The sequence below is a fragment of the Alkalihalobacillus sp. AL-G genome (assembly GCF_030643805.1).
Lineage (GTDB): Bacteria > Bacillota > Bacilli > Bacillales > Fictibacillaceae > Pseudalkalibacillus.
Window position 1 is genome coordinate 1,760,691 of sequence record NZ_CP094656.1, and the last position, 20,729, is coordinate 1,781,419.

Genomic DNA, 20,729 nt, shown 5'->3' on the forward strand with positions numbered 1-20,729 from the left:
AAACGTCAGTGGAAAGTGGTGGAAATGTAATGAAATGGGAGACACGTGTAACGGAATTGCTCGGAATCCAATACCCGATCATACAAGGCGGGTTGGCTTACCTCGCCTATTCAAAGCTTGCGGCTGCAGTTTCGAATGCGGGAGGTCTTGGCCAAATTACAGCTATGTCGCTATCATCTCCCAAAGAGCTTAGAAGGGAAATACATAAGGTAAGAAAGAAAACGAATCGGCCGTTTGGCGTGAATTTTGCAATCGGACAACATGGAAGACCGTTTGCTAATATGCTCGACGTTGCCATTGAAGAAAAGGTACCTGTAATTTCAATGACTGGAGGAAATCCCACCCCTGTCTTTGAGCAATTGAAAGGTGTTGACGTTAAGAAGCTTGTTCTCGTTGCAGCAAGACGTCAGGCTGTCAAAGCGGAAGAGCTAGGAGCAGATGCAGTAATGGTCGTTGGGCAGGAAGGTGGAGGGCATATCGGGAAGGAAGATATCAGTACGATGGTCCTCGTTCCACAAGTCGTGGATCATGTTTCAATTCCAGTAATAGCTTCTGGGGGTATCGGGGATGGCAGAGGCTTTATGGCTGCTTTAGCATTGGGAGCAGAAGGAATCGAAATGGGAACACGATTCGTTGCGACCAAAGAGTGCGCCCATGCCCATCATACTTATAAGCAAGCCTTAGTTGATGCGAATGAGAATGATACTACCGTAATCAAGCGTTCTCTTGGTGCTCCTGGAAGAGTGATCCGAAATGGGTGGTCTGAACGAATTTTAGAGATTGAAAAAATCGAGCCTACGTATAATGCGATTAAAGAGTATATTTCGGGCAACGCGAATCGTTCGTACGCTCATCATGGTAGAGAGGATGGCTTTGGGTGGGCAGGTCAAATAACGGGAAGAATCAAGGATATTCCAAGTGTTGATGAATTGTTCGAACGAATGATCTATGAAGCAGAAAAGGTTCGAACGAAGTGGAATTGAATGAACGAACAATCAAAAATAATTGGTGACGGGGGGTGACAGTTGGTCAGCCCCGTTTTCAATTAAAGTGGAAATATCATAGATTTATTTGAATAGTAAGGATAGATACCTATACGATAAAAGAACTGCCATAATATAATACATTAATTAAATGCATCAAGATGACACAGAACTCCGCTGCGCATATTGATATAAAGGAACTAGAGATTGAAACGCTTGCTCAATTTGGGTTTGTAGCTGAACAGGTTTTTTTAGAACAGGGTTGTCACGTTGAATATGTATTCCACATAAAATCTCAGCCTTTTTGACTTCTTTAAGACGATGTGTCATTTTAGGGAACTCACCATTCTCCACTTCTTTATGAGAAATGGCATCTGGCTTAGTATGATCAATCGACCAGACGAAATTATCTGGAATCGCTTTTAGAACTTCAGACTGATTTTTCTCGAGGATTGAAGCAAATGATTCTTTGATTGGTGCTTCGTAAATCACTGCAAACCAAACAAACAGGTGAGTTTTGAACAACCCGATTTGAAAATGGGGATGCTGTTTATAGCCCCGTTTATTACTTGAAAAAGCAACCCAGGTATCCTCAGGTGGATTCACGGATCTCCTTGCATGTTTTGCAGTATGGTAGAACATTTCGTCTCCAGTTGCTGCGGTCAAAAAAGGTGCAAAATGTTCTCCGAGATCCTCGAACTTAGGACGGATTCTCGATTTGATGGCTTCCATTCGTTGCTCTAAACCATTAATCTTAAAAACATCGAAATCTTTATTAGTAAACCCTTTAAATGTCATCCAATCACCTCGAATAAGTTATCAACGTGTAGTTTACCACAGGAAACAATTGTATCAAAATATGAAGCTGTCAGGTTTTAAAGTACAGATCCGTGGAAAGATAGGATTACAATGGTATCATAAGACAGATTGGAATATTCAGAATAGTTGGAAAAACAGGAATGAATATGTATTAACGAGAATAAGTAAAAAAGAAAAGGAGTGTGAGTTTCCATGAAGCAAGTGATTCAAACGCTTAAGAAAACTGAGGCCGAGCGTAGAATCCCAGTTCTTCGACTTGAAATCGATTATGAATTGGCAACTCTACACGATGCATTAGTAGCGGAAGATGGAGATCAAATTAATCGATCGAAGAAAAAATTAGAACGATTAAGACTGGAAATGTTACAATTAGAAGCATAAGTGTGTGTCCTGATGACGTTGAATTCATGCCCATAGGTAGAACGAACCTTGTCAGTAAGGAGGTTCGTTTTTACACGCTAAAAAAATATAAAAAAATTTTATAGTATAAGCGCACTAGAGCTTACTTTGCGCTAAAGCTTGGCCTTGCCAAGTTTTCTTTGTGAATACATAGTTGATTACTAAAATTGCACGGATAATCTGAATGTCTTTTTAAAAGGAGTGTCTACATGTCCTTAAACTGGCAAAAAATTTGTGAACAGGCAATCACTTGGGCAACAGAAGCAGGGGAAGTCATTCGAGAATCATTTGAGGATCAATTGACGATCGAAACGAAATCGAATGCCGATGACCTTGTGACAAATATGGATCGCGAAATTGAAGGATTCCTTATTAATAAAATTAACGAGAACTATCCTGACCATAAGATATTAGGTGAAGAGGGAATCGGAGAAAAAATCGATTCTCTAAAAGGGACAGTGTGGTTGATCGACCCGATTGACGGCACTATGAATTTTGTACATCAACAAACCAATTTTGCAATTTCGATAGGTGTGTACAATGAAGGAATTGGTATGGTAGGGATTATTTATAATGTTGTTTATGATGAAATGTTTTATGCGATTAAAGGAGAAGGGGCATATTTGAATGGGCGAGAACTTCCAAAGCTGAGTGATGTAATGATTGAGGAATCGATTGTTGCGGTAAATGCAACATGGATTACCGAGAATAGAAGAATAGATCCATCTGTCCTCGCTCCTATTGTAAAGAAGTGCCGTGGGACAAGGTCGTATGGCTCTGCCGCTATAGAGTTAGCATTTGTTGCCGCTGGACGACTTGATGCATATATTACAATGAGGCTTTCACCTTGGGATTTTGCTGCCGGTAAAATATTAATCGAGGAAGTAGGAGGAATGGTTACGACTTTAAACGGAGAACCGCTCCGCTTGCTTGAGCAAAATTCTGTATTTGCAGCCAAGACGGGACTACACGAAAGAATAATATCTGATTATATTAAAGGTTAAACAGAAAAGATAAAAATGGCTACCTCCAAACATCGTTAGGTTGATGTTCGGGTAAGCCATTTTGAACTTTTGGGGAGGGTGATTAATATTGGTACACGCAATAACCACTCCCCACGCGAAAAATTCGAGTTGCACGCCAAAACTCCGAGTACACCTCAAAACTCCAAATTGCCCTCATACATAGACCGCAAATCCTATTAGGACTGCAATTTGCATTACTTCATTCGTTTTTTATATGTATTCTTTCAAAAACAAGAGGGCTGAACCAATAATTGATTCAGCCCTTTTTTCAAAGTACGCGATAGGTCAGTCTATGAACTCAGCTATTGCTTGAATTCCTGAATTTCCGTTTAACTGAAAATCCGACCCCCATAAGTATAAAAGCGCCTAAAAGTGCAACGATACCAAGTAATAGGTTTTCTTCACCGAGTGCAACACCGATTAATGTAATGCAAAAGGTGACCAATATTGCAATGACAATGAAAATGACCGATTGCATGTTCATGATTCGTACCCTCCTCTACACTTGATTTTACCTAAATTTTTAAAAAAGAAAAGGGTTTGATTTTGTGCTATAATAGAAAAGTTGAAATTTAATGGGAACAACACCTTAAGGAGAGATTAACTTGAATTTGCGAGAAGAACTGCGCAATATAGCAATTATTGCCCACGTAGACCATGGGAAAACGACATTGGTGGACCAAATGCTCCATCAATCAGGTACGTTCAGAGAAAACGAACAGGTAAGTGAACGTGCAATGGATTCCAATGATATCGAAAAAGAACGTGGGATAACCATACTAGCAAAAAACACTGCAATCAACTACAACGGAAAACGCATTAATATTATGGATACACCAGGTCATGCTGACTTTGGCGGTGAAGTTGAACGGATTATGAAAATGGTTGATGGCGTTCTGTTGTTAGTAGATGCATACGAGGGATGCATGCCTCAAACCAGATTTGTTTTGAAAAAAGCACTCGAACAAAAATTGACACCAATTGTTGTCGTCAATAAAATCGACCGGCCTTTTGCCCGTCCGACAGAAGTAATTGATGAAGTACTAGACCTATTTATTGAACTCGGTGCCGATGATAATCAGCTCGAATTCCCTGTCGTATACGCTTCAGCATTGAACGGAACTGCAAGTATGGATCCGGAACAGCAGGACGAAAATATGACTGCATTATTTGATTCGATTCTTGAGAATATTCCTGCACCTGTTGATAACAGCGATGAGCCGTTACAATTTCAGGTGGCCCTGCTCGACTATAATGATTATATCGGTCGAATTGGTATTGGTCGAGTTTTCAGAGGGAAAATCAAAGTCGGACAACAGGTTGCTTTAATGAAACTTGATGGGTCTGTTAAGAAATTCAGAGTAACGAAGCTATTCGGATACCTTGGACTAAAACGAGTAGAAATTGAGGAAGCCCGAGCAGGTGACCTTGTGGCAGTTTCCGGAATGGAAGAAATCAATGTGGGTGAAACAGTTTGTCCTGAAGACAACCAGGATCCTCTCCCAGTTCTTAGAATTGATGAACCGACAATCCAAATGACATTCCTCGTCAATAATAGTCCTTTTGCCGGAAGAGAAGGCAAGTATTTAACGAGTCGTAAAATCGAGGAACGGCTGAAATCAGAGCTTGAAACGGATGTAAGTTTACGTGTAGAAGACACTGATTCTCCGGATGTTTGGACGGTTTCAGGTCGTGGAGAACTGCATTTATCAATCCTGATCGAGAACATGCGCCGTGAAGGTTATGAGCTTCAAGTTTCAAAGCCTGTTGTGATTATCCGTGAAATTGATGGAACAAAGTGTGAGCCTTTCGAACGTGTACAAATTGATGTACCTGAAGAACATACAGGTGGAATCATGGAGTCACTTGGTGAGCGTAAAGGTGAAATGGTTAATATGGTCAACCACGGTAACGGGCAAGTACGTCTTGAGTTCTTAGTCCCTGCACGGGGATTGATCGGCTACACAACAGAGTTTCTTACATTGACGCGTGGTTATGGAATTCTTAACCATTCCTTTGACAGCTACCAGCCAATGATTCAAGGTAACATTGGTGGCCGTCGCCAAGGAGTCCTTGTATCAATGGAATCCGGAAAAGCATCACAATATGGTATTATGAACGTAGAGGATCGTGGCACGATTTTCGTCGAGCCTGGAACTGAGATTTATGAAGGAATGATCGTCGGAGAGCATAACAGGGAAAATGACATCACTGTGAACCTGACGAAAGTGAAGGCATTGACGAATGTTCGCTCTGCTACAAAGGATCAGACCGTCACGATTAAAAAGGCAAGAATTCTTACGTTAGAGGAAGCGCTTGAGTATTTAAATGACGATGAGTACTGTGAAATTACACCAGAGTCAACCCGTATGCGTAAGAAAATCCTTAATAAAAGTGATCGTGAACGTATAGAAAAGAAAAAGAAATTAGCAAACCAAAGTTAATAGGACTTTTTATTGCATAGGCGTCTTATATTGCAGAATCTCCATTGCTGCACTAATGTACGAAGGCAACTATGGCAATTGTCTTCACAGATGACAAAAACCAAGTTTACTTTGTTGCACCTGAACGAGGTGCTTACGCTTGTATAAATATAGGGAGAAGGAGACGGTAGGAGTGGAAGCGAACGTTAGCGAACGTCTTCAATTCTTTGCAAAGCTATATAATGTGGATACGAATCCAGAGGTTGGTATGTGGTTTTTATATTTAACTGTACTAGCCCTATCGATTGTCGTTTTTAAATTAGGGTTTTCGAGGCGACTCCCACTATTAAAGGCTTTAGTTGTTTATATCTTTCTAGGGCTCGGATGTACTGTTTTGACCTTTTTCGCGGTATTTTTACCGATTACTGAAGGATTGCTCATTGCGGCACTCATATTAATCGTGTATAAAATTCGTTTATATCAATCGAAGAAGGAAGAACGGCAGGCTTAAAGTAAGGGATGACTTAATAGTAGGGAAATGGAAAGGGAATTGCCCGTTCTATCCCTGAAAAAGTCATCCCTTTCATTTCACGTTAAGAAAGTATAGAATACTTTCTATAGTATAAGCGCAACTAGGGCGAATCGCCTGCGCTAAGGCTTGGCGTTAGCCAAGTTTTCTTTATATGTTTGGGAGGTTGGCTAAATATGAATTTAGAGGATGCATTATATAATTGGTTGAGTATTAAAAAGGTTGTTGAAGGTAGACCAGATGATCAGGCGGCCAAAGATACATATGAGTTTTTTGGAGAGATTCTTGGAGAGGACCATCATGTCAAAAATCTTGAAGTTCTTGAAGAGGAACCTTTTTACATTGTTGTCTATACAATTGATGAAGAATGGCTTACAAAAAAATTCCCGATGGAATTAATTGATGCATTGTTTGATTCAATTCAGGCTGAACCAAAGTATAATTAGTTCGTATTTAATGGAAAATAAAAATGAAAATCTTACCAAGTGTCTTCTTGGGCAGCCTGTCGATAAGTTATGAAGTTACCTGAAGCTTTACGTTCTTCAGTTCTTTCTGCAATTCTTTTTTTGCAGTCCCCACACATATACGTATGAATTGGCCTATTTCGTAATCGTTTGGCCAGTGGACTTACATCTTCAATTTTTTCGATTTTGTCACATAACACACATTTCACTCTCATGATTGTCACCTCTAATCATTATCGGTTACTAAAAATGATTTTCCTATAGTATACCATAATTAGGACAGGTTTCTTGTTGGGAGGTTTTAAAGGGTTTGATCAAAACTTATCGAAATGATTAAGAGGAAGTACACTATGATTACACGCAATTAAAAAGGAGTTGATCTAGTTGGCTAAGAAGAGCTCTTCAACCTTGAATGACACTCTCTATAAATTGCTGCAAAAAGAGTGCTTTGCGATCGTCAGCACTTCGGACCCGAACGAAAATATCCCCTATGTCAATGCGATTTCTTGGATCTATGCGCCTGATATGGAAACGGTACTTTTAGCAATCGATAGAAAATCTATAGCAGTGCAAAATTTGAAAAACAACGAAAACGTCTCAATTACACTCTTCGGTGATGAAACGACCTCTGTTATAAGTGGTAAAGCAAACGTTACACGTGACCCGCTTGATTCTGTGCCAATCAAACTTGCTTTAATAACAGTTAAGATAAGTGAGGTAAGGGATGCAATGTTTTACGGAGCGAAAATATCACAGCCTCCAGTATATGAAAAAACATATGATGCCGAAGCGGCTGCAAAACTTGATCGACAGGTAATGGATGTGTTGAAGGCTAAATAAAAAAAGGGGTGACCATTGCGGTCACCCCTTTTTTAATCATGCGTTAATCTTGTTCTTTTATTCGATTCGGTTCTGATGGTGATGATTTTCCTTGTTTTTGCTGTTGATTACGTAACTGGTTTTCGTCTCGTTCAGGCATATCTTTATCGTTTTTACGAGTTGGATCTGGTTCTTTTTTATTGATTTGAGCAGGGAATTCAGGCATTAACCTTCCGGTGATAGCTGCTAGTTCTTCTAATATTCCCCCAACCGGTTGTCCGTCCCTGATTTGTCTTCCCATTTCAGCTACGCGTTCATAAATGTCAGGATCAGCGGTTACGAGAGCATTAGCACCGTACGGGTCATGCTGCAACGCTTCAGCAACACTGTATTTTATTGAGCTGACTCTGGACCTGTCCAAATCATCCTCCACATCGATTCCGACGACTGCGTATCTTCCAAGTACAACTGCAGTTGCCTCCTTAACGCCTTTAACTCCTGTAGAAAGATCAACAAGCCGCTTCGAAATTTGTGCTGAGCTTTTACGTTCCTCTTCATTATATTCAACGCTCTGCTCCACTTCGATCGGCCTTGTATTTTGAGCGCCTAATTCAGCTTCATCGTTTTCATTATTGTTCTGACAAGCAATCAACGGTAAAAAGAGCAAGGGCAGTAAGATAATACGAACATTCCGCAAACTGGTTCATCCTTTCCTTTAACTCAATTTACGGTTATTGTTCGTAAAAGCGACTATCTTTATACAAAAACGGAAAGTTATCGAAGCGATTTACACAAGCGTGAAGCGAGTTATTGAATGGATTGGCTTAGATTGGTTCGACCCATCACCGTAATAAAAATGAACAGGTCCATCCTTTACGGGTTTCCCATTTGTTGAAAATCCAAGGATAGCACTCTTCGCTTCTGAAACGGAGATTTTGATTTCTGTTCCATCTTTTGTACCGATTATAACGTGTGAAGCTTTTTGTTCAGGCTGTGCATTCAGAATAAATGGGCTTAAAGGTATCCCATATGATTTTGAGAATAGCTGCATTTTGTCATAATGTATTTTATTGTCATTCGACTTCGATGGAACCCTTGCTCCTTCCATCCTTTCGCGATCCCAGTGCTCAGAAACTTCCTTCGTGTAGGTATCCGTTTCTGTTTTTGGACCTTCCTTAAAGTATGTATCTAGATCGATCTTCCGATCATCAAAAATCCATACACCTGGATCGATAGTGATAGGAAATTTTACTTTACCATCTATAAAAACGATCGTTTCCAAATGATCACCCCTCAAAGTTGTAGTAGAAAGTAGAGTGTTAATCAGCGCTGTAATATAACTGGCCTGAAAAATTCCACCCTTAGTATACAGGTTACTCTTTATTTTGTCACATTAGGGTATAGTACAAATAGACGAGTATCCAAATAATTAATATCGCATTGAACACAACTATCGAATTTGTTTTGGAGGTGTAGATCTTGTACTGTGAAACAGATGATGAATTAGTGGAGCTTGTAGAAAGAGCACGTAAATACACAGAAGATGGTAAGGTTGCCGATTACATTCCGGCATTAGGTAGAGCGGAAAAATGTGATTTATCGATTGCACTTTACTATACGGACGGTCGTTGTTTCAAAGCAGGGGATGTCGATAAACTTTTCACGCTGCAGAGTGTTTCTAAGGTTTTAGCACTTGCTCTAGCAATAATGGATAATGGCGAAGAGGAAGTATTTCGTAAGGTTGGGATGGAACCTACTGGTGATCCGTTCAACTCAATTGCAAAGCTAGAGAGCCAGGTTCCAGCTAAACCACTGAACCCAATGATCAATGCGGGTGCGCTCGTTGTATCGAATATGATTGAGGGTCGGTCAACACATGATAAGCTTGGACGGTTTCTAACTCTCATACATGATCTTACAAACAATACGAGCATTGACGTTGATCATGAAGTTTCAGATTCTGAATTTGAAACTGCACACCTTAATCGAGCACTTTGTTATTATATGAAACAACACGGTTTAATTACGGGAGATGTTGAGGACCTTATTGATCTATATACGAGGCAATGTGCGATTAAAGTTTCATGCCTTGATCTTGCAAGGATTGGCATGGTTTTGGCAAACAAAGGCAGAGACCCTGAAACGAATAGGATGATTATTCCTGAAGGCATCGCAACATTAGTGAAAACGTTCATGGTTACCTGCGGGATGTATAATGCTTCAGGAGAGTTTGCGATACGCGTTGGAATCCCTGCAAAAAGTGGTGTCTCTGGAGGGATAATCGGCCTCGTTCCACCATCTATGGGGATTGGTGTATACGGTCCTGCCCTGAATGAAAAAGGTAACAGTATCGCTGGCGTGAAGCTTCTCGAAATGTTATCACAACGTTACGAATTAAGTATTTTTTAAAGCGACAACATAGTTTTTGTCCTACATTTTATCGATGAATATCAACTAAGCGATCTTAAGAGCTTGTAACCTTTTATAAAGGCTGATATTTCTTGCATTTTTACAGGTAAGACGATAGTATAAATAAGAGAGAGGCAATTGGAACGGAGGGATTCGATTTGTCGACTGAGATGGTAACCGGTCATCGTGAAAAAGCATACGCACTATTAAAAGCGGATGCGGAAAAAATTCTCAAGTTGATCGAAGTTCAAATGGAAAATTTAACGATGCCGCAATGCCCTCTTTATGAGGAAGTTCTGGATACGCAAATGTTCGGGCTTTCCAGAGAGATTGATTTTGCTGTTCGTTTAAATTTAATAGAAGCAGAACAAGGGAAGGCACTTTTAGAATCATTGGAACGTCAACTTACAGCGCTGCACGATGCCTGGTCAAAATAGATTCTTGTAGCACATCTGCTTTCATATATTTTAAAAGCGAAAACTCAAACCACCTAAAAGAGGAAGGTTTGAGTTTTTATTTTGTTAAAAGTAGGTAGTGTGCACGCCGGATAGGGTGTAGTCGGATATGGAATTAACAATAATTAGGGGAATGTGCGCTGAATAGGACTTAAACGGACATGGGATTAACAAAAATTAGGGGAAGGCGCACCGAATAGGACGTAATCGGACAGGTAATTAACAATAATTAGGAAAATGCGCGCTGAATAGGACTTAAACGGATATGGAATTAACAATAATTAGGAAAATGCGCGCCGAATAGGGTGTAATCGGATATGGAATTAACAATAATTAGGGGAATGTGCGCCGGATAGGGTGTAATCGGATATGGAATTAACAATAATTAGGGGAATGTGCGCTGAATAGGACTTAAACGGATATGGAATTAACAATAATTAGGAAAATGCGCGCTGAATAGGACTTAAACGGATATGGAATTAACAAAAAATAGGAGAATGCGCACCGAATAGGACGTAATCGAACATGGGATTAACAAAAAATAGGAGAATGCGCGCTGAATAGGACTTAAACGGACATGGGATTAACAAAAAATAGGAGAATGCGCACCGAATAGGACGTAATCGGATATGGAATTAACAAAAATTAGGGGAAGGTGCAACAATTGGTTGGATTATTCACCAGTCCTGACATAATAAGAGGATCTGCCTTTTGAGATGACATTAAAATGCTGCTGAAGAACCCTTTTTATTGTAGATTTAGATTCAATAATGTGGCACCATTCATGAACAGCGTTTGTCGTTATTTTTTTCTCTGGAAAAAGTAGGGTATATTCATTCACACTCCTTGTAACGGCTTTTGTGACATTTTCTGTACACCCACATTTGTTACATACTATAAACCTATCTCTCAAGTCCACAAAACTTTGACAGTTTGGGCATGTTATTCCTTTTTTTAGTTGGTCGTACGAATATTCAGGCACGCGTGTGAAGGGATTTTTCTTCACATGTAAGGATACTAACTTTTCAGCAAGTTTCGTGTGGTATGTTCTTAAATTCGATGGGGTCTGATTCAATTTGTGTATGAAGCGGTTAATCTGGGTTGGAAAAATGATGGACTGGTTCAGAGGGGCTTGATAAAGGTGAAACTCGGGGTTTACGAAGATAACGTGGCCTTCAATCGGCAAGTTGACACCAAGCTCTTGAAGTAAGCTTCGGAATAAGGATTCACCACGGTCCAATTGCAGCAGGGGATCCTTACGTTCTTTTTTGTCAAGCGTGTACCATCTCCCTTTTTCAATAATATAGTCACCTTCATGGTTTTTTACATCGTTAAAGTAAAGTCTATCTTTGGCGATCAGCAGGTTATCAATTTGAAAAAACGTGTTGTTGTATTCATAGAGCAAGTCATTCAGAATCAGGCATTCCATTTTCAGCTTTTGACCCAGGTGGGCATCGAAAGCTGCTTCACCCTCGAATCCTTTTTCCAGTTTCCTGTAATAATTCATATGATCCTTTGACAATTGCATCCGTGATTTTAGAAACCTCACAAGTTTCAATTCATCCGATTCAACTCGTTGTTTAAATAACATAACTCACATCCTTTAATTATTTGTTAAAACAAGAATATTGGAATATTCAAAAATTTACAATACTGATTTTTGTTTCACCAAATCATCACAAAACAAAAAATAGCCTTCAGCCAATCATATGATACGATAGAGTGGTTATAGTAAGGGGGTACATATGTTATTTGTTTGGGTTATCTTCGTCTTATTTCCTTTAGCAACACTTTTGCATGAACTTGGACATTTTATTACAGCACGATCATTCCGTGCAGACAATACACGAATAATACTGGGTATCGGTCCTATTTTGTTTCGTGTATCCAATCGATTTATTAATATAGAAGTACATGCTTTATACTTTATTAGGGGATATACAATTGGGGTTGAGTCAAACGAACTGCCTAATCTTCAAAAAGCACTGATTTCGGTAAATGGACCACTGATTAATGCTGTTGTCGGTTGCTATGGGTGGATGTATGCGGAAAATTTACCGTTTGAATCAACTAATGGCCAACTGATTTTTTTGTTTTCAATGGTGAATATATGGATTGCAGCAGGTAATTTGGTTCCCTTCAAGCTTGGAAGTAAAAAGTCAGACGGATTTATTGCCCTTGAAATGCTAATGAAGTACATAAAAGCAATAACACAAAAAGGTGCCAAATCATAAACAACAAATTTACTTTTATTCGGTGACTTTTTTGGCAAACACTTAAAGTTGGGAAGGAAATAACGTGTTTTACTCGAATAGTTTTGTAAACAACATTAATGTGAGGGTTGACCAGTATGCTAAAAAGGATGTTTAAAAACTATGACTACACATTAATTGCAGCAGTCTTGATATTGACTGCTATTGGTCTAGTAATGGTGTACAGTTCGAGCATGATCGTAGCAGTTACTGTCTACCATGAAGAAAGTACACATTTTTTTAATAAGCACTTGATATGGGTCACTTTGGGGATTTTTACATTCCTCTTTTTTATGGTTGTCCCGTACAAGATGTATCAAAGGCTTATCATACCGATTACGGTTGTAATGCTGGTGTTACTTGGTTTGGTTCCATTAATTGGTGAAGAACATAATGGTGCACGTTCCTGGTTTGAATTTGGACCTGTATCATTACAACCTGCGGAGTTTGCCAAAATCGGGGTGATTCTGTATCTTGCTTCCGTTTTTTCGAAAAAACAACACTATCTATCCGATTTTAAAACAGGTGTAATCCCTCCGTTAACGATGCTTGCAATCGTTTGTTTCTTAATCGTACTACAGCCGGATTTTGGAACGATGATGATCATTGTCATGACTTCAGCAGTAATCGTATTTTGTTCAGGAATGCGTTGGAAGCATCTTTTCATGATGGTTGGTTCAATGGGTGGACTTGGTCTGATCGTCTATAAGTTTTTCCTGAATTCTGAACAATTGTCGAGGTTTACAGGAGCTTACCAGCCTTTTTCTGATCCTCAGCAAGACGGTTACCATCTTATCAACGGTTACTTAGCACTCGGTACAGGTGGATTGTTCGGAAATGGTCTTGGGCAAAGCATTCAAAAATATGGCTTTTTACCAGAACCTCATACCGATTTCATAATCGCGATTATTGGTGAAGAATTGGGGTTTGCGGGCGTTTTAGTAATTATTTTGCTGCTCTATTTTATCGTTTTTAAAGGTATTTACATAGGGTTGCATTGTAAGGATGCATTCGGAAGTCTGCTATCGATTGGGATAGCAGGTATGATCGGGATTCAAGCCTTTGTCAATTTAGGCGCCGCCTCTGGTTTATTGCCAATAACTGGTGTGACACTGCCTTTTATTAGCTATGGAGGCTCATCTCTCATATTACTCATGATCAGTATGGGGATATTAGTAAACGTATCGATGTTTGTTCGTTATCGAAAGGAACAAACCCCTCCCGCAGATCAGGCTGAACCAGAATCCAACAAGCAGACCAAATTACGAGTCGTATCACGGCATCAAGCAACCCACTAGATTAGGGAGGATTTTTGATGAAAAAGATCAACAAAGTTTTAGTAGCAAATCGTGGAGAAATCGCAATTCGAATTTTCCGGGCATGTACAGAACTGAATATACGTACGGTTGCCATTTATTCGAAAGAGGATTCTGGATCGTTTCACCGGTATAAAGCTGATGAAGCTTATTTAATCGGTGAGGGGAAAAAGCCGATAGATGCGTATCTCGATATTGAAGGAATCATTGAGGTCGCAAAAAGGTATGGTATAGACGCAATTCACCCAGGTTATGGTTTTCTGTCAGAGAATACTCATTTTGCGAAACGTTGTGCTGAGGAAGGGATTATTTTTATTGGACCCAATACGGAGCACTTACGGATGTTCGGGGATAAGGTGAAAGCGAGAGAAGAAGCAATTAAAGCAAATATCCCTGTTATACCTGGAAGTGATGGACCTGTAGAGACGGTAGATGAGGTCCGCAACTTTGCAAAGGAAAATGGATTGCCGATCATTATTAAAGCTGCTCTTGGCGGCGGTGGACGTGGAATGCGGATTGTACGCAATATGGCCTCACTCGAAGAAGCATACGATCGAGCAAAATCAGAAGCAAAATCAGCATTTGGAAAAGATGAAATTTATGCAGAAAAATTTATAGAGAAGCCAAAGCATATCGAGGTACAAATTCTTGCTGATAGTAAAGGGAATATTGTTCATTTGTATGAGCGGGATTGCTCTGTTCAAAGGCGGCATCAAAAGGTCGTCGAACTTGCGCCAAGTGTTTCCTTAAATGAACAATTGCGGAAAGACATTTGTGACTCTGCTGTTCGATTGATGGAGAACGTAGACTACGTTAATGCTGGAACAGTGGAGTTTCTCGTATCCGAAGACGGTAATTTCTACTTTATTGAAGTAAACCCACGTGTACAGGTCGAACATACCATTACCGAAATGATTACGGGAATCGATATCGTCCAGTCACAGTTATTGATCGCTGAAGGGCACTTGCTTCATGAACAGCCTCTTTCTATTCCGGCTCAGGACAAAATCGACTGTCACGGATATGCGATCCAATGTCGAGTGACGACAGAAGATCCTGCAAACAATTTTATGCCTGACACAGGTAAGATCATGGCATACAGAACCGGCGGTGGCTTTGGTGTTCGTTTAGATGCCGGAAATGGCTATCAGGGAGCAGTCATAACACCTCATTACGACTCACTACTCGTGAAACTTTCAACCTGGGCACTGACATTTGAACAAGCAGCATCAAAAATGCTTCGCAATTTAAGGGAATTCCGGATTCGGGGTATCAAAACAAATATAGCATTCTTGGAAAATGTAGTTCGTAATCAGCAGTTTCTTTCTGGAGAATATAATACTTCGTTTATTGACACGACTCCTGAACTATTTGTTTTTCCGAAGAAAAAAGATCGTGGAACAAAAATGCTTTCCTATATCGGGAATGTGACAGTGAATGGTTTTCCGGGTCTTGGGGTTCAGAAAAAGCCCAGGTTGGATAAACAACGGATGCCAGATGTCAAGTATACGGAGCCTATATTAAAAGGTTCGAAACAAATTCTTGAAGAGCAAGGTGTTGATGGTCTCGTAGACTGGATCAAATCACAGGAGAGGGTCCTATTGACGGATACAACTTTCCGCGATGCCCATCAATCGTTACTTGCAACCCGCGTAAGAACACATGATTTATCTCAAATTGCAGAACCTACATCACGATTGTTGCCTGAACTTTTCTCACTAGAAATGTGGGGTGGAGCAACGTTTGATGTTTCTTACAGGTTCCTAAGTGAGGACCCATGGGAACGATTGATTAAGCTTCGGGAACAGTCTCCGAATGTATTATTCCAAATGCTGCTAAGGGCATCGAATGCGGTTGGATATAAAAATTATCCGGACAATGTAATCCGTGAATTTGTCCAGAAGTCTTCAGATGCAGGTATTGATGTGTTCAGGATATTTGACAGTCTAAACTGGATTGAAGGTATGACAGTTGCAATCGAATCGGTAAGGGATTCTGGGAAAGTAGCCGAAGCGGCGTTCTGTTACACAGGTGATATCATAAATCCGAGAAGAAGCAAATATAACCTGGATTATTATGTGAAAATGGCGAAAGAGCTTGAAAAGGCAGGTGCTCATATTCTTGGAATCAAGGATATGGCTGGACTTTTAAAGCCTCAAGCAGCCTATGACTTGGTTTCATCTTTAAAAGAAGCAGTTGATGTGCCTATCCATCTGCATACGCATGATACGAGTGGAAATGGAATCATGACGTATTCAAAAGCTGTAGAAGCAGGAGTGGATATCGTAGATGTTGCTATCAGTTCCATGTCCGGTCTAACTTCACAACCAAGTGCAAATTCACTCTATTATGCATTAGAAGGAAGCGGCCGCCAACCGAGTGTTTCAATTGATCATTTAGAACAGTTATCTCATTATTGGGAGGATACGCGAAAGTATTACCAGGGATTTGAAAGCGGAATGAACGCTCCACACACAGAAGTGTATGAGCACGAGATGCCTGGTGGCCAATATAGTAATTTGAAACAGCAGGCGAAAGCTGTTGGTCTTGCCCCCCGTTGGGAAGAAGTGAAGAAAATGTATCGGCGTGTAAATGAACTTTTCGGGGATATCGTGAAGGTTACGCCATCATCAAAGGTCGTCGGGGATATGGCGTTGTATATGGTACAAAATGAATTGACAGAGGATACCTTGTTTGAAAAGGGTGAGACGCTTGACTTTCCGGATTCCGTTGTGGAAATGTTCCAAGGGTATTTAGGACAACCATATCAAGGCTTTCCACGGGAGTTACAGCGAATTATCCTAAAGGGAAGAGAATCGATAACTGTTCGACCGGGAGAGCTTTTGGAGCCAGTTGATTTCCAAGAACTTAAGGAACTTCTTTACCATAAGCTGAATCGGCAGGTTACGAGTCACGACTTAATCTCCTATGCTCTTTATCCGAAGGTGTTTTTAGAAAGAGAGCAGATGTATGATCAATTCGGAGACGTCAGTGTGCTCGATACACTAACATTCCTGTACGGTATGAGGTTGGGCGAAGAAATCGAAGTTGAAATTGAACAAGGCAAAACTTTGATTGTGAAGCTTGTTTCCATCGGGGAACCACAGGTTGATGGGACTAGAACAGTTTACTTCGAGTTAAACGGACAACCTCGAGAAGTAGTGATAAAAGATGAAAATGTCAAAACGGATATTACGGAAAAGCCAAAAGCGGATAAGACGAACCAGAAGCATATTGGCGCTACAATGCCAGGGACTGTCGTTAAAGTATTGATTGAAAAAGGAGAAACAGTTAAAAAAGGAGATCATTTATTAATTACAGAAGCAATGAAAATGGAAACGACAATACAAGCTCCATTTGATGCAGAAGTAAAAGATGTCTTTGTAACTAACGGTGGAACAATACAATCAGGGGATTTGCTCATAGAATTAAAATAAAGTTTTAAAAACTTAGTAGCGCTTGCCAAGATTTCTTTAATAATCACTTCTAACGAAATAGGGACTGACTCCATGGAGTCAGTCCCTATTTTTTCTTAGAAGTACCATGATGAGGTAGCTTAAGGTTGCGAACAGAATTGAAACAAACAAACCATGTGCAAGACCGATGAATAAATTCAGGCTTGTAAAAATGATAAGAGCCCCAGTTGTTACCTGTAAAGAAACAAGTATGAGTAATAATAAATAAATACGATATAAAATCACATGTTCCTGATAATATTTACGTGTTTGTAGAAAACTTAATATAATCCACAAAAAAAGTAATCCAGCTAAAACCCGATGAACGTAATGAATAATCTCCAAATCGTTCGTAGGCGGTAGAAAAGAGCCGTTACAAAGCGGCCATCCGGAGCATGCAAGACTTGCTTCGGTATGTCTCACCAATGCACCTGAATACACGAGCCCATAGAGATAAATAAATAAGAGATAGGCATTCCATCTTATTCCTTTATCCACATTAAGGGTTGCTCGTCCTTTATCGTTTTCGAAAATAACGACTGTCAACAATACTACACTAGCAAAGGAGATTAATGAAAAACCGAAATGTAATGCTAAAACGAATGAAGATTGCCCCCAAACGACTGCAGCAGCACCTAATAATCCTTGAAAGATGATAAAGAATACAGATAAGATTGCTAGCCACTTCGTATCTCTAATATGGTTGATTTTTATCCAGGACCATATCGCAAGGATGATAACCATGATACCCAATGTGGCGGAAACGACTCGGTGACTATATTCGATAATGGTTTCAAGCTTAGGTTGGGTAGGAAGTACCTCTCCATAACATAGTGGCCATGAATTTCCACAACCTTCGCCCGATCCAGTAGTGGTTACGATTGCACCCATTAATAAAACGAGGAGCATCCCGAAACTTGTAAGTAGGGCATATAGCTTTAATAATTTGTTCACATTTACACCTTCTTTAAGCGATACGAACCAATAACTTATTATTAACAGATCTAACATATACAAAACAAGTGTATTCGTTTATAATGTTAAAGGACATTTTGAATTCGTCAATATCGTATCATATGTTAGTTTCGGTTATTTTCTTAATTGTGAACAAGGTTAGACAATTTAGCAAAAGTTATTTGCATAAACCACTTTTACTGATAAATTAATAAAGGAATGGTTTCCTTTTCACTTTTTAGTAACACTATTAACATGAAACTGTACTTGGCAAAAGGAGGTGGAAGCATGAGCAAAACGAATACGACAACTTATGAAGCATCTAGCAGAGTGATGGAACCAGGCCCATTGTCTGAGTCCAACCCTACCGGCACTTGGAAAGACTTTCTGACCCTAGCAAAAATGGGGATTGTCATGTCCAATCTAATAACGGTGTTTGCTGGTCTATGGATAGCGATTCAATACACCGATCAAAGCTTAATAGCAAACATTCCTACTGCATTGTTTACACTGCTGGGTTCAGCACTAGTCATTGCAGGTGGATGTAGCTTGAACAATTACATTGATCGTGACATCGACCACTTGATGGAACGAACTCATGAACGCCCTACCGTTACGGGAAGGATTGAAGCTAATCAAGTATTATGGGTCGGTATCATCGTATCTGCACTTGGAACATTACTATTGATGTTCGCCTCCTTAATGGCTGCATTGCTTGGTGTGATCGGACTTTTTGTTTATGTAGTAGTGTATACTCTCTGGTTGAAGCGTACACACTCCATTAACACAGTTATTGGCGGAATCTCTGGGGCTATCCCTCCGCTTATCGGTTGGGCAGCGATAGATCCAGATTTGCATATGACAGCATGGCATTTGTTCTTGATTATGTTTTTATGGCAGCCGCCTCACTTTTTAGCATTAGCTATGAAAAGATGCGAGGAGTATCGTAAAGCTGGCATCCCAATGCTTCCAGTAGTATCTGGTTTTGAAATGACAAAGCGACAGATGGTCATATACGTCGCAGCATTACTTCCGGTAAGCTTGTATCTGTATCATTTCGGCACGGTATATGTAATTGTCGCAGCAATTTTGGGATTAGGGTGGCTTGCTCTTGGTATAGCGGGATTCTTTATGAAAAACGACATCAAATGGGCCCGTCTTATGTTTGTTTATTCCCTTAATTATTTGACTATCATGTTTATCGTCATGATCATCGTAAATCGGGGTTGACTCGGGTGGGGTCAAGCCCTCTTCATACGAAGTGAGGCTCTGACTCATAAGCTTGGGTCACCGATTACATAGCACTATTTGTTCTATTAGTCCTATTCATTTACAACAGAGAAAGCGGGGTTTGATTAACTAATGAAACGATGGCTACGACTCGGGCGCATTGTTCCGGTTTTCGGACTGATGATGCTCGGTTTAATGGGCTGCGGAGACCCATCAATGTCCGCACTGCAACCTCAGGGAAAAGGTGCAGACGCAGTTTTTGATCTAATGATTCTTAGTCTTGTGATTATGATTGTTGTTCTTGTGGTTGTTTTTATTCTGTTTACGTATGTATTAATCAAATTCAGAAAGCGAAAAGGTGATGACTCAATTCCAGAACAGGTTGAAGGAAATCACCTGCTAGAAGTACTTTGGACTGCGATTCCGATTGTTTTGCTACTAATCCTTGCAGTTCCTACTGTAATCACAACGTTCGACCTTGCCGTCAGCGAAAAGAGTGCTGAGAAGTCTGCTTCTGCAGCAGATGGTGAAGAAGCAAAAGAGGAAGGACCAATGACTGTAAAAGTTACAGCGCACCAATTCTGGTGGGAATTCGAATATCCTGAACTCGGGGTAGTGACGGCACAAGAGCTGTACTTACCAGTTGATAAAAAGACAAACATTGACTTAAGCTCAGCAGATGTTCTTCATTCTTTCTGGGTGCCTGCGATTTCCGGCAAAATGGACACGAATCCAGGGGATAAGCTCGTGAATAAAATGTGGATGCATCCTACCGAAACCGGAACATTCCAGGGTGCTTGTGCAGAGTTATGTGGAGATGCCCATGCTTTAATGTATTTTAAAGTTAAAGTTGTCGAACAAGAAGAGTTTGATGCATGGATTGAAAGCATGAAACAGGTTAAATTTGCTGAAGCATCCTCAGATGTAGCCGAGGGGCAAAAAATCTTTGAGAATAACTGTTTGCAATGTCATGCAGTCGGTGATAAAGGTGGTAAAGTTGGACCTGCTTTAACCGGCTTTGGTGATAATGAAAAGGTAGCAGGAATTCTTGACCACACGAAAGAGAACATTATGAAATGGATAAACAATCCACAGGATGTAAAGCCTGGTAACAATATGCCGGACTTTAACCTTGATGAACCACAATTAGATGCACTAGCAGACTACCTATTGGAGCTAAAGACCGCTGAGTAAGCA

The 20,729-nt window shown here is 40.1% G+C and carries 21 protein-coding genes; 14 read left to right on the forward strand and 7 right to left on the reverse strand.

Annotation, left to right across the window (positions count from 1 at the left end; genetic code table 11):
• Window positions 1–29: 29 nt before the first annotated feature.
• Window positions 30–983, forward strand: a complete 954-nt coding sequence (locus tag MOJ78_RS09070) for an NAD(P)H-dependent flavin oxidoreductase (RefSeq protein WP_304980864.1) — start codon at window positions 30–32, stop codon at window positions 981–983.
• A 156-nt stretch (window positions 984–1,139) separates the two neighbouring features.
• Here the strand turns inward: MOJ78_RS09070 and MOJ78_RS09075 are convergent, their stop codons facing one another.
• Window positions 1,140–1,781 carry a YktB family protein gene (locus MOJ78_RS09075; protein ID WP_304980865.1) on the reverse strand — a complete coding sequence of 214 codons (642 nt, stop codon included), beginning with the start codon at window positions 1,779–1,781 and terminating at the stop codon, window positions 1,140–1,142.
• 213 nt (window positions 1,782–1,994) lie between these two features.
• Here MOJ78_RS09075 and MOJ78_RS09080 point away from each other — a divergent pair, with 213 nt between their 5' ends.
• On the forward strand, window positions 1,995–2,183 hold the full coding sequence (locus tag MOJ78_RS09080) for a hypothetical protein (RefSeq protein ID WP_304980866.1): 189 nt from the start codon (window positions 1,995–1,997) through the stop codon (window positions 2,181–2,183).
• Between the two features lie 227 nt (window positions 2,184–2,410).
• Window positions 2,411–3,205: an inositol monophosphatase family protein gene (locus MOJ78_RS09085; protein ID WP_304980867.1), complete on the forward strand. Its 795-nt coding sequence runs from the start codon at window positions 2,411–2,413 to the stop codon at window positions 3,203–3,205.
• A 319-nt stretch (window positions 3,206–3,524) separates the two neighbouring features.
• Here MOJ78_RS09085 and MOJ78_RS09090 read toward each other — a convergent pair whose 3' ends face one another.
• On the reverse strand, window positions 3,525–3,710 hold the full coding sequence (locus MOJ78_RS09090; RefSeq protein ID WP_304980868.1) for a DUF5325 family protein: 186 nt from the start codon (window positions 3,708–3,710) through the stop codon (window positions 3,525–3,527).
• Between the two features lie 121 nt (window positions 3,711–3,831).
• Between MOJ78_RS09090 and typA the strand changes: the two genes are divergently transcribed.
• The 3 genes from typA (at window position 3,832) to MOJ78_RS09105 (ending at window position 6,624) form a co-directional block, all read left to right on the forward strand.
• Window positions 3,832–5,670, forward strand: a complete 1,839-nt coding sequence (gene typA, locus MOJ78_RS09095; RefSeq protein WP_304980869.1) for a translational GTPase TypA — start codon at window positions 3,832–3,834, stop codon at window positions 5,668–5,670.
• Between the two features lie 172 nt (window positions 5,671–5,842).
• The gene (locus MOJ78_RS09100) at window positions 5,843–6,160 is read left to right on the forward strand and encodes a YlaH-like family protein (RefSeq protein ID WP_304980870.1); all 318 of its coding nucleotides are present in this window, start codon (window positions 5,843–5,845) and stop codon (window positions 6,158–6,160) included.
• Between the two features lie 194 nt (window positions 6,161–6,354).
• Window positions 6,355–6,624 carry a hypothetical protein gene (locus MOJ78_RS09105; protein WP_304980871.1) on the forward strand — a complete coding sequence of 90 codons (270 nt, stop codon included), beginning with the start codon at window positions 6,355–6,357 and terminating at the stop codon, window positions 6,622–6,624.
• Between the two features lie 32 nt (window positions 6,625–6,656).
• Here MOJ78_RS09105 and MOJ78_RS09110 read toward each other — a convergent pair whose 3' ends face one another.
• A complete protein-coding gene (locus MOJ78_RS09110) occupies window positions 6,657–6,857 on the reverse strand; it encodes a YlaI family protein (RefSeq protein WP_304980872.1) in 201 nt (66 codons plus the stop codon).
• A 169-nt stretch (window positions 6,858–7,026) separates the two neighbouring features.
• On the opposite strand from MOJ78_RS09110, the gene MOJ78_RS09115 reads away from it, so the two are divergent.
• Complete coding sequence (locus MOJ78_RS09115; RefSeq protein WP_304980873.1) at window positions 7,027–7,482, forward strand: pyridoxamine 5'-phosphate oxidase family protein; 456 nt, start codon at window positions 7,027–7,029, stop codon at window positions 7,480–7,482.
• Window positions 7,483–7,525: 43 nt separating this feature from the next.
• Here the strand turns inward: MOJ78_RS09115 and MOJ78_RS09120 are convergent, their stop codons facing one another.
• Window positions 7,526–8,158, reverse strand: a complete 633-nt coding sequence (locus tag MOJ78_RS09120; RefSeq protein ID WP_304980874.1) for a YhcN/YlaJ family sporulation lipoprotein — start codon at window positions 8,156–8,158, stop codon at window positions 7,526–7,528.
• Between the two features lie 90 nt (window positions 8,159–8,248).
• Entirely contained in the window at window positions 8,249–8,743 is a 495-nt protein-coding gene (locus MOJ78_RS09125) for a peptidyl-prolyl cis-trans isomerase (protein WP_304980875.1), read from the reverse strand.
• A gap of 197 nt (window positions 8,744–8,940) precedes the next feature.
• Here MOJ78_RS09125 and glsA point away from each other — a divergent pair, with 197 nt between their 5' ends.
• Both glsA and MOJ78_RS09135 read left to right on the forward strand, forming a co-directional pair.
• Entirely contained in the window at window positions 8,941–9,870 is a 930-nt protein-coding gene (gene glsA / locus MOJ78_RS09130; protein ID WP_304980876.1) for a glutaminase A, read from the forward strand.
• A gap of 170 nt (window positions 9,871–10,040) precedes the next feature.
• A complete protein-coding gene (locus MOJ78_RS09135; protein WP_370529813.1) occupies window positions 10,041–10,307 on the forward strand; it encodes an Fpa/YlaN family protein in 267 nt (88 codons plus the stop codon).
• A gap of 691 nt (window positions 10,308–10,998) precedes the next feature.
• On the opposite strand, the gene MOJ78_RS09140 is transcribed toward MOJ78_RS09135, so the two are convergent.
• Window positions 10,999–11,916, reverse strand: a complete 918-nt coding sequence (locus MOJ78_RS09140; RefSeq protein WP_304980878.1) for a nuclease-related domain-containing protein — start codon at window positions 11,914–11,916, stop codon at window positions 10,999–11,001.
• Window positions 11,917–12,070: 154 nt separating this feature from the next.
• Between MOJ78_RS09140 and MOJ78_RS09145 the strand changes: the two genes are divergently transcribed.
• From MOJ78_RS09145 to pyc, 3 genes are all read left to right on the forward strand, one after another.
• Window positions 12,071–12,559, forward strand: a complete 489-nt coding sequence (locus MOJ78_RS09145; RefSeq protein ID WP_304980879.1) for a site-2 protease family protein — start codon at window positions 12,071–12,073, stop codon at window positions 12,557–12,559.
• Window positions 12,560–12,675: 116 nt separating this feature from the next.
• Window positions 12,676–13,875 (forward strand): putative lipid II flippase FtsW, encoded by a 1,200-nt coding sequence (gene ftsW, locus MOJ78_RS09150; RefSeq protein ID WP_304980880.1) that lies wholly within the window; start codon window positions 12,676–12,678, stop codon window positions 13,873–13,875.
• Between the two features lie 17 nt (window positions 13,876–13,892).
• Window positions 13,893–17,330, forward strand: a complete 3,438-nt coding sequence (gene pyc, locus MOJ78_RS09155; protein WP_304980881.1) for a pyruvate carboxylase — start codon at window positions 13,893–13,895, stop codon at window positions 17,328–17,330.
• A gap of 78 nt (window positions 17,331–17,408) precedes the next feature.
• Here pyc and MOJ78_RS09160 read toward each other — a convergent pair whose 3' ends face one another.
• Window positions 17,409–18,302: a COX15/CtaA family protein gene (locus tag MOJ78_RS09160; RefSeq protein WP_304980882.1), complete on the reverse strand. Its 894-nt coding sequence runs from the start codon at window positions 18,300–18,302 to the stop codon at window positions 17,409–17,411.
• A gap of 288 nt (window positions 18,303–18,590) precedes the next feature.
• Between MOJ78_RS09160 and cyoE the strand changes: the two genes are divergently transcribed.
• Together cyoE and coxB are read left to right on the forward strand one after the other, a co-directional pair.
• Entirely contained in the window at window positions 18,591–19,532 is a 942-nt protein-coding gene (gene cyoE, locus MOJ78_RS09165) for a heme o synthase (RefSeq protein WP_370529784.1), read from the forward strand.
• 132 nt (window positions 19,533–19,664) lie between these two features.
• The gene (gene coxB, locus MOJ78_RS09170) at window positions 19,665–20,726 is read left to right on the forward strand and encodes a cytochrome c oxidase subunit II (RefSeq protein ID WP_304980883.1); all 1,062 of its coding nucleotides are present in this window, start codon (window positions 19,665–19,667) and stop codon (window positions 20,724–20,726) included.
• Window positions 20,727–20,729 lie beyond the last annotated feature (3 nt).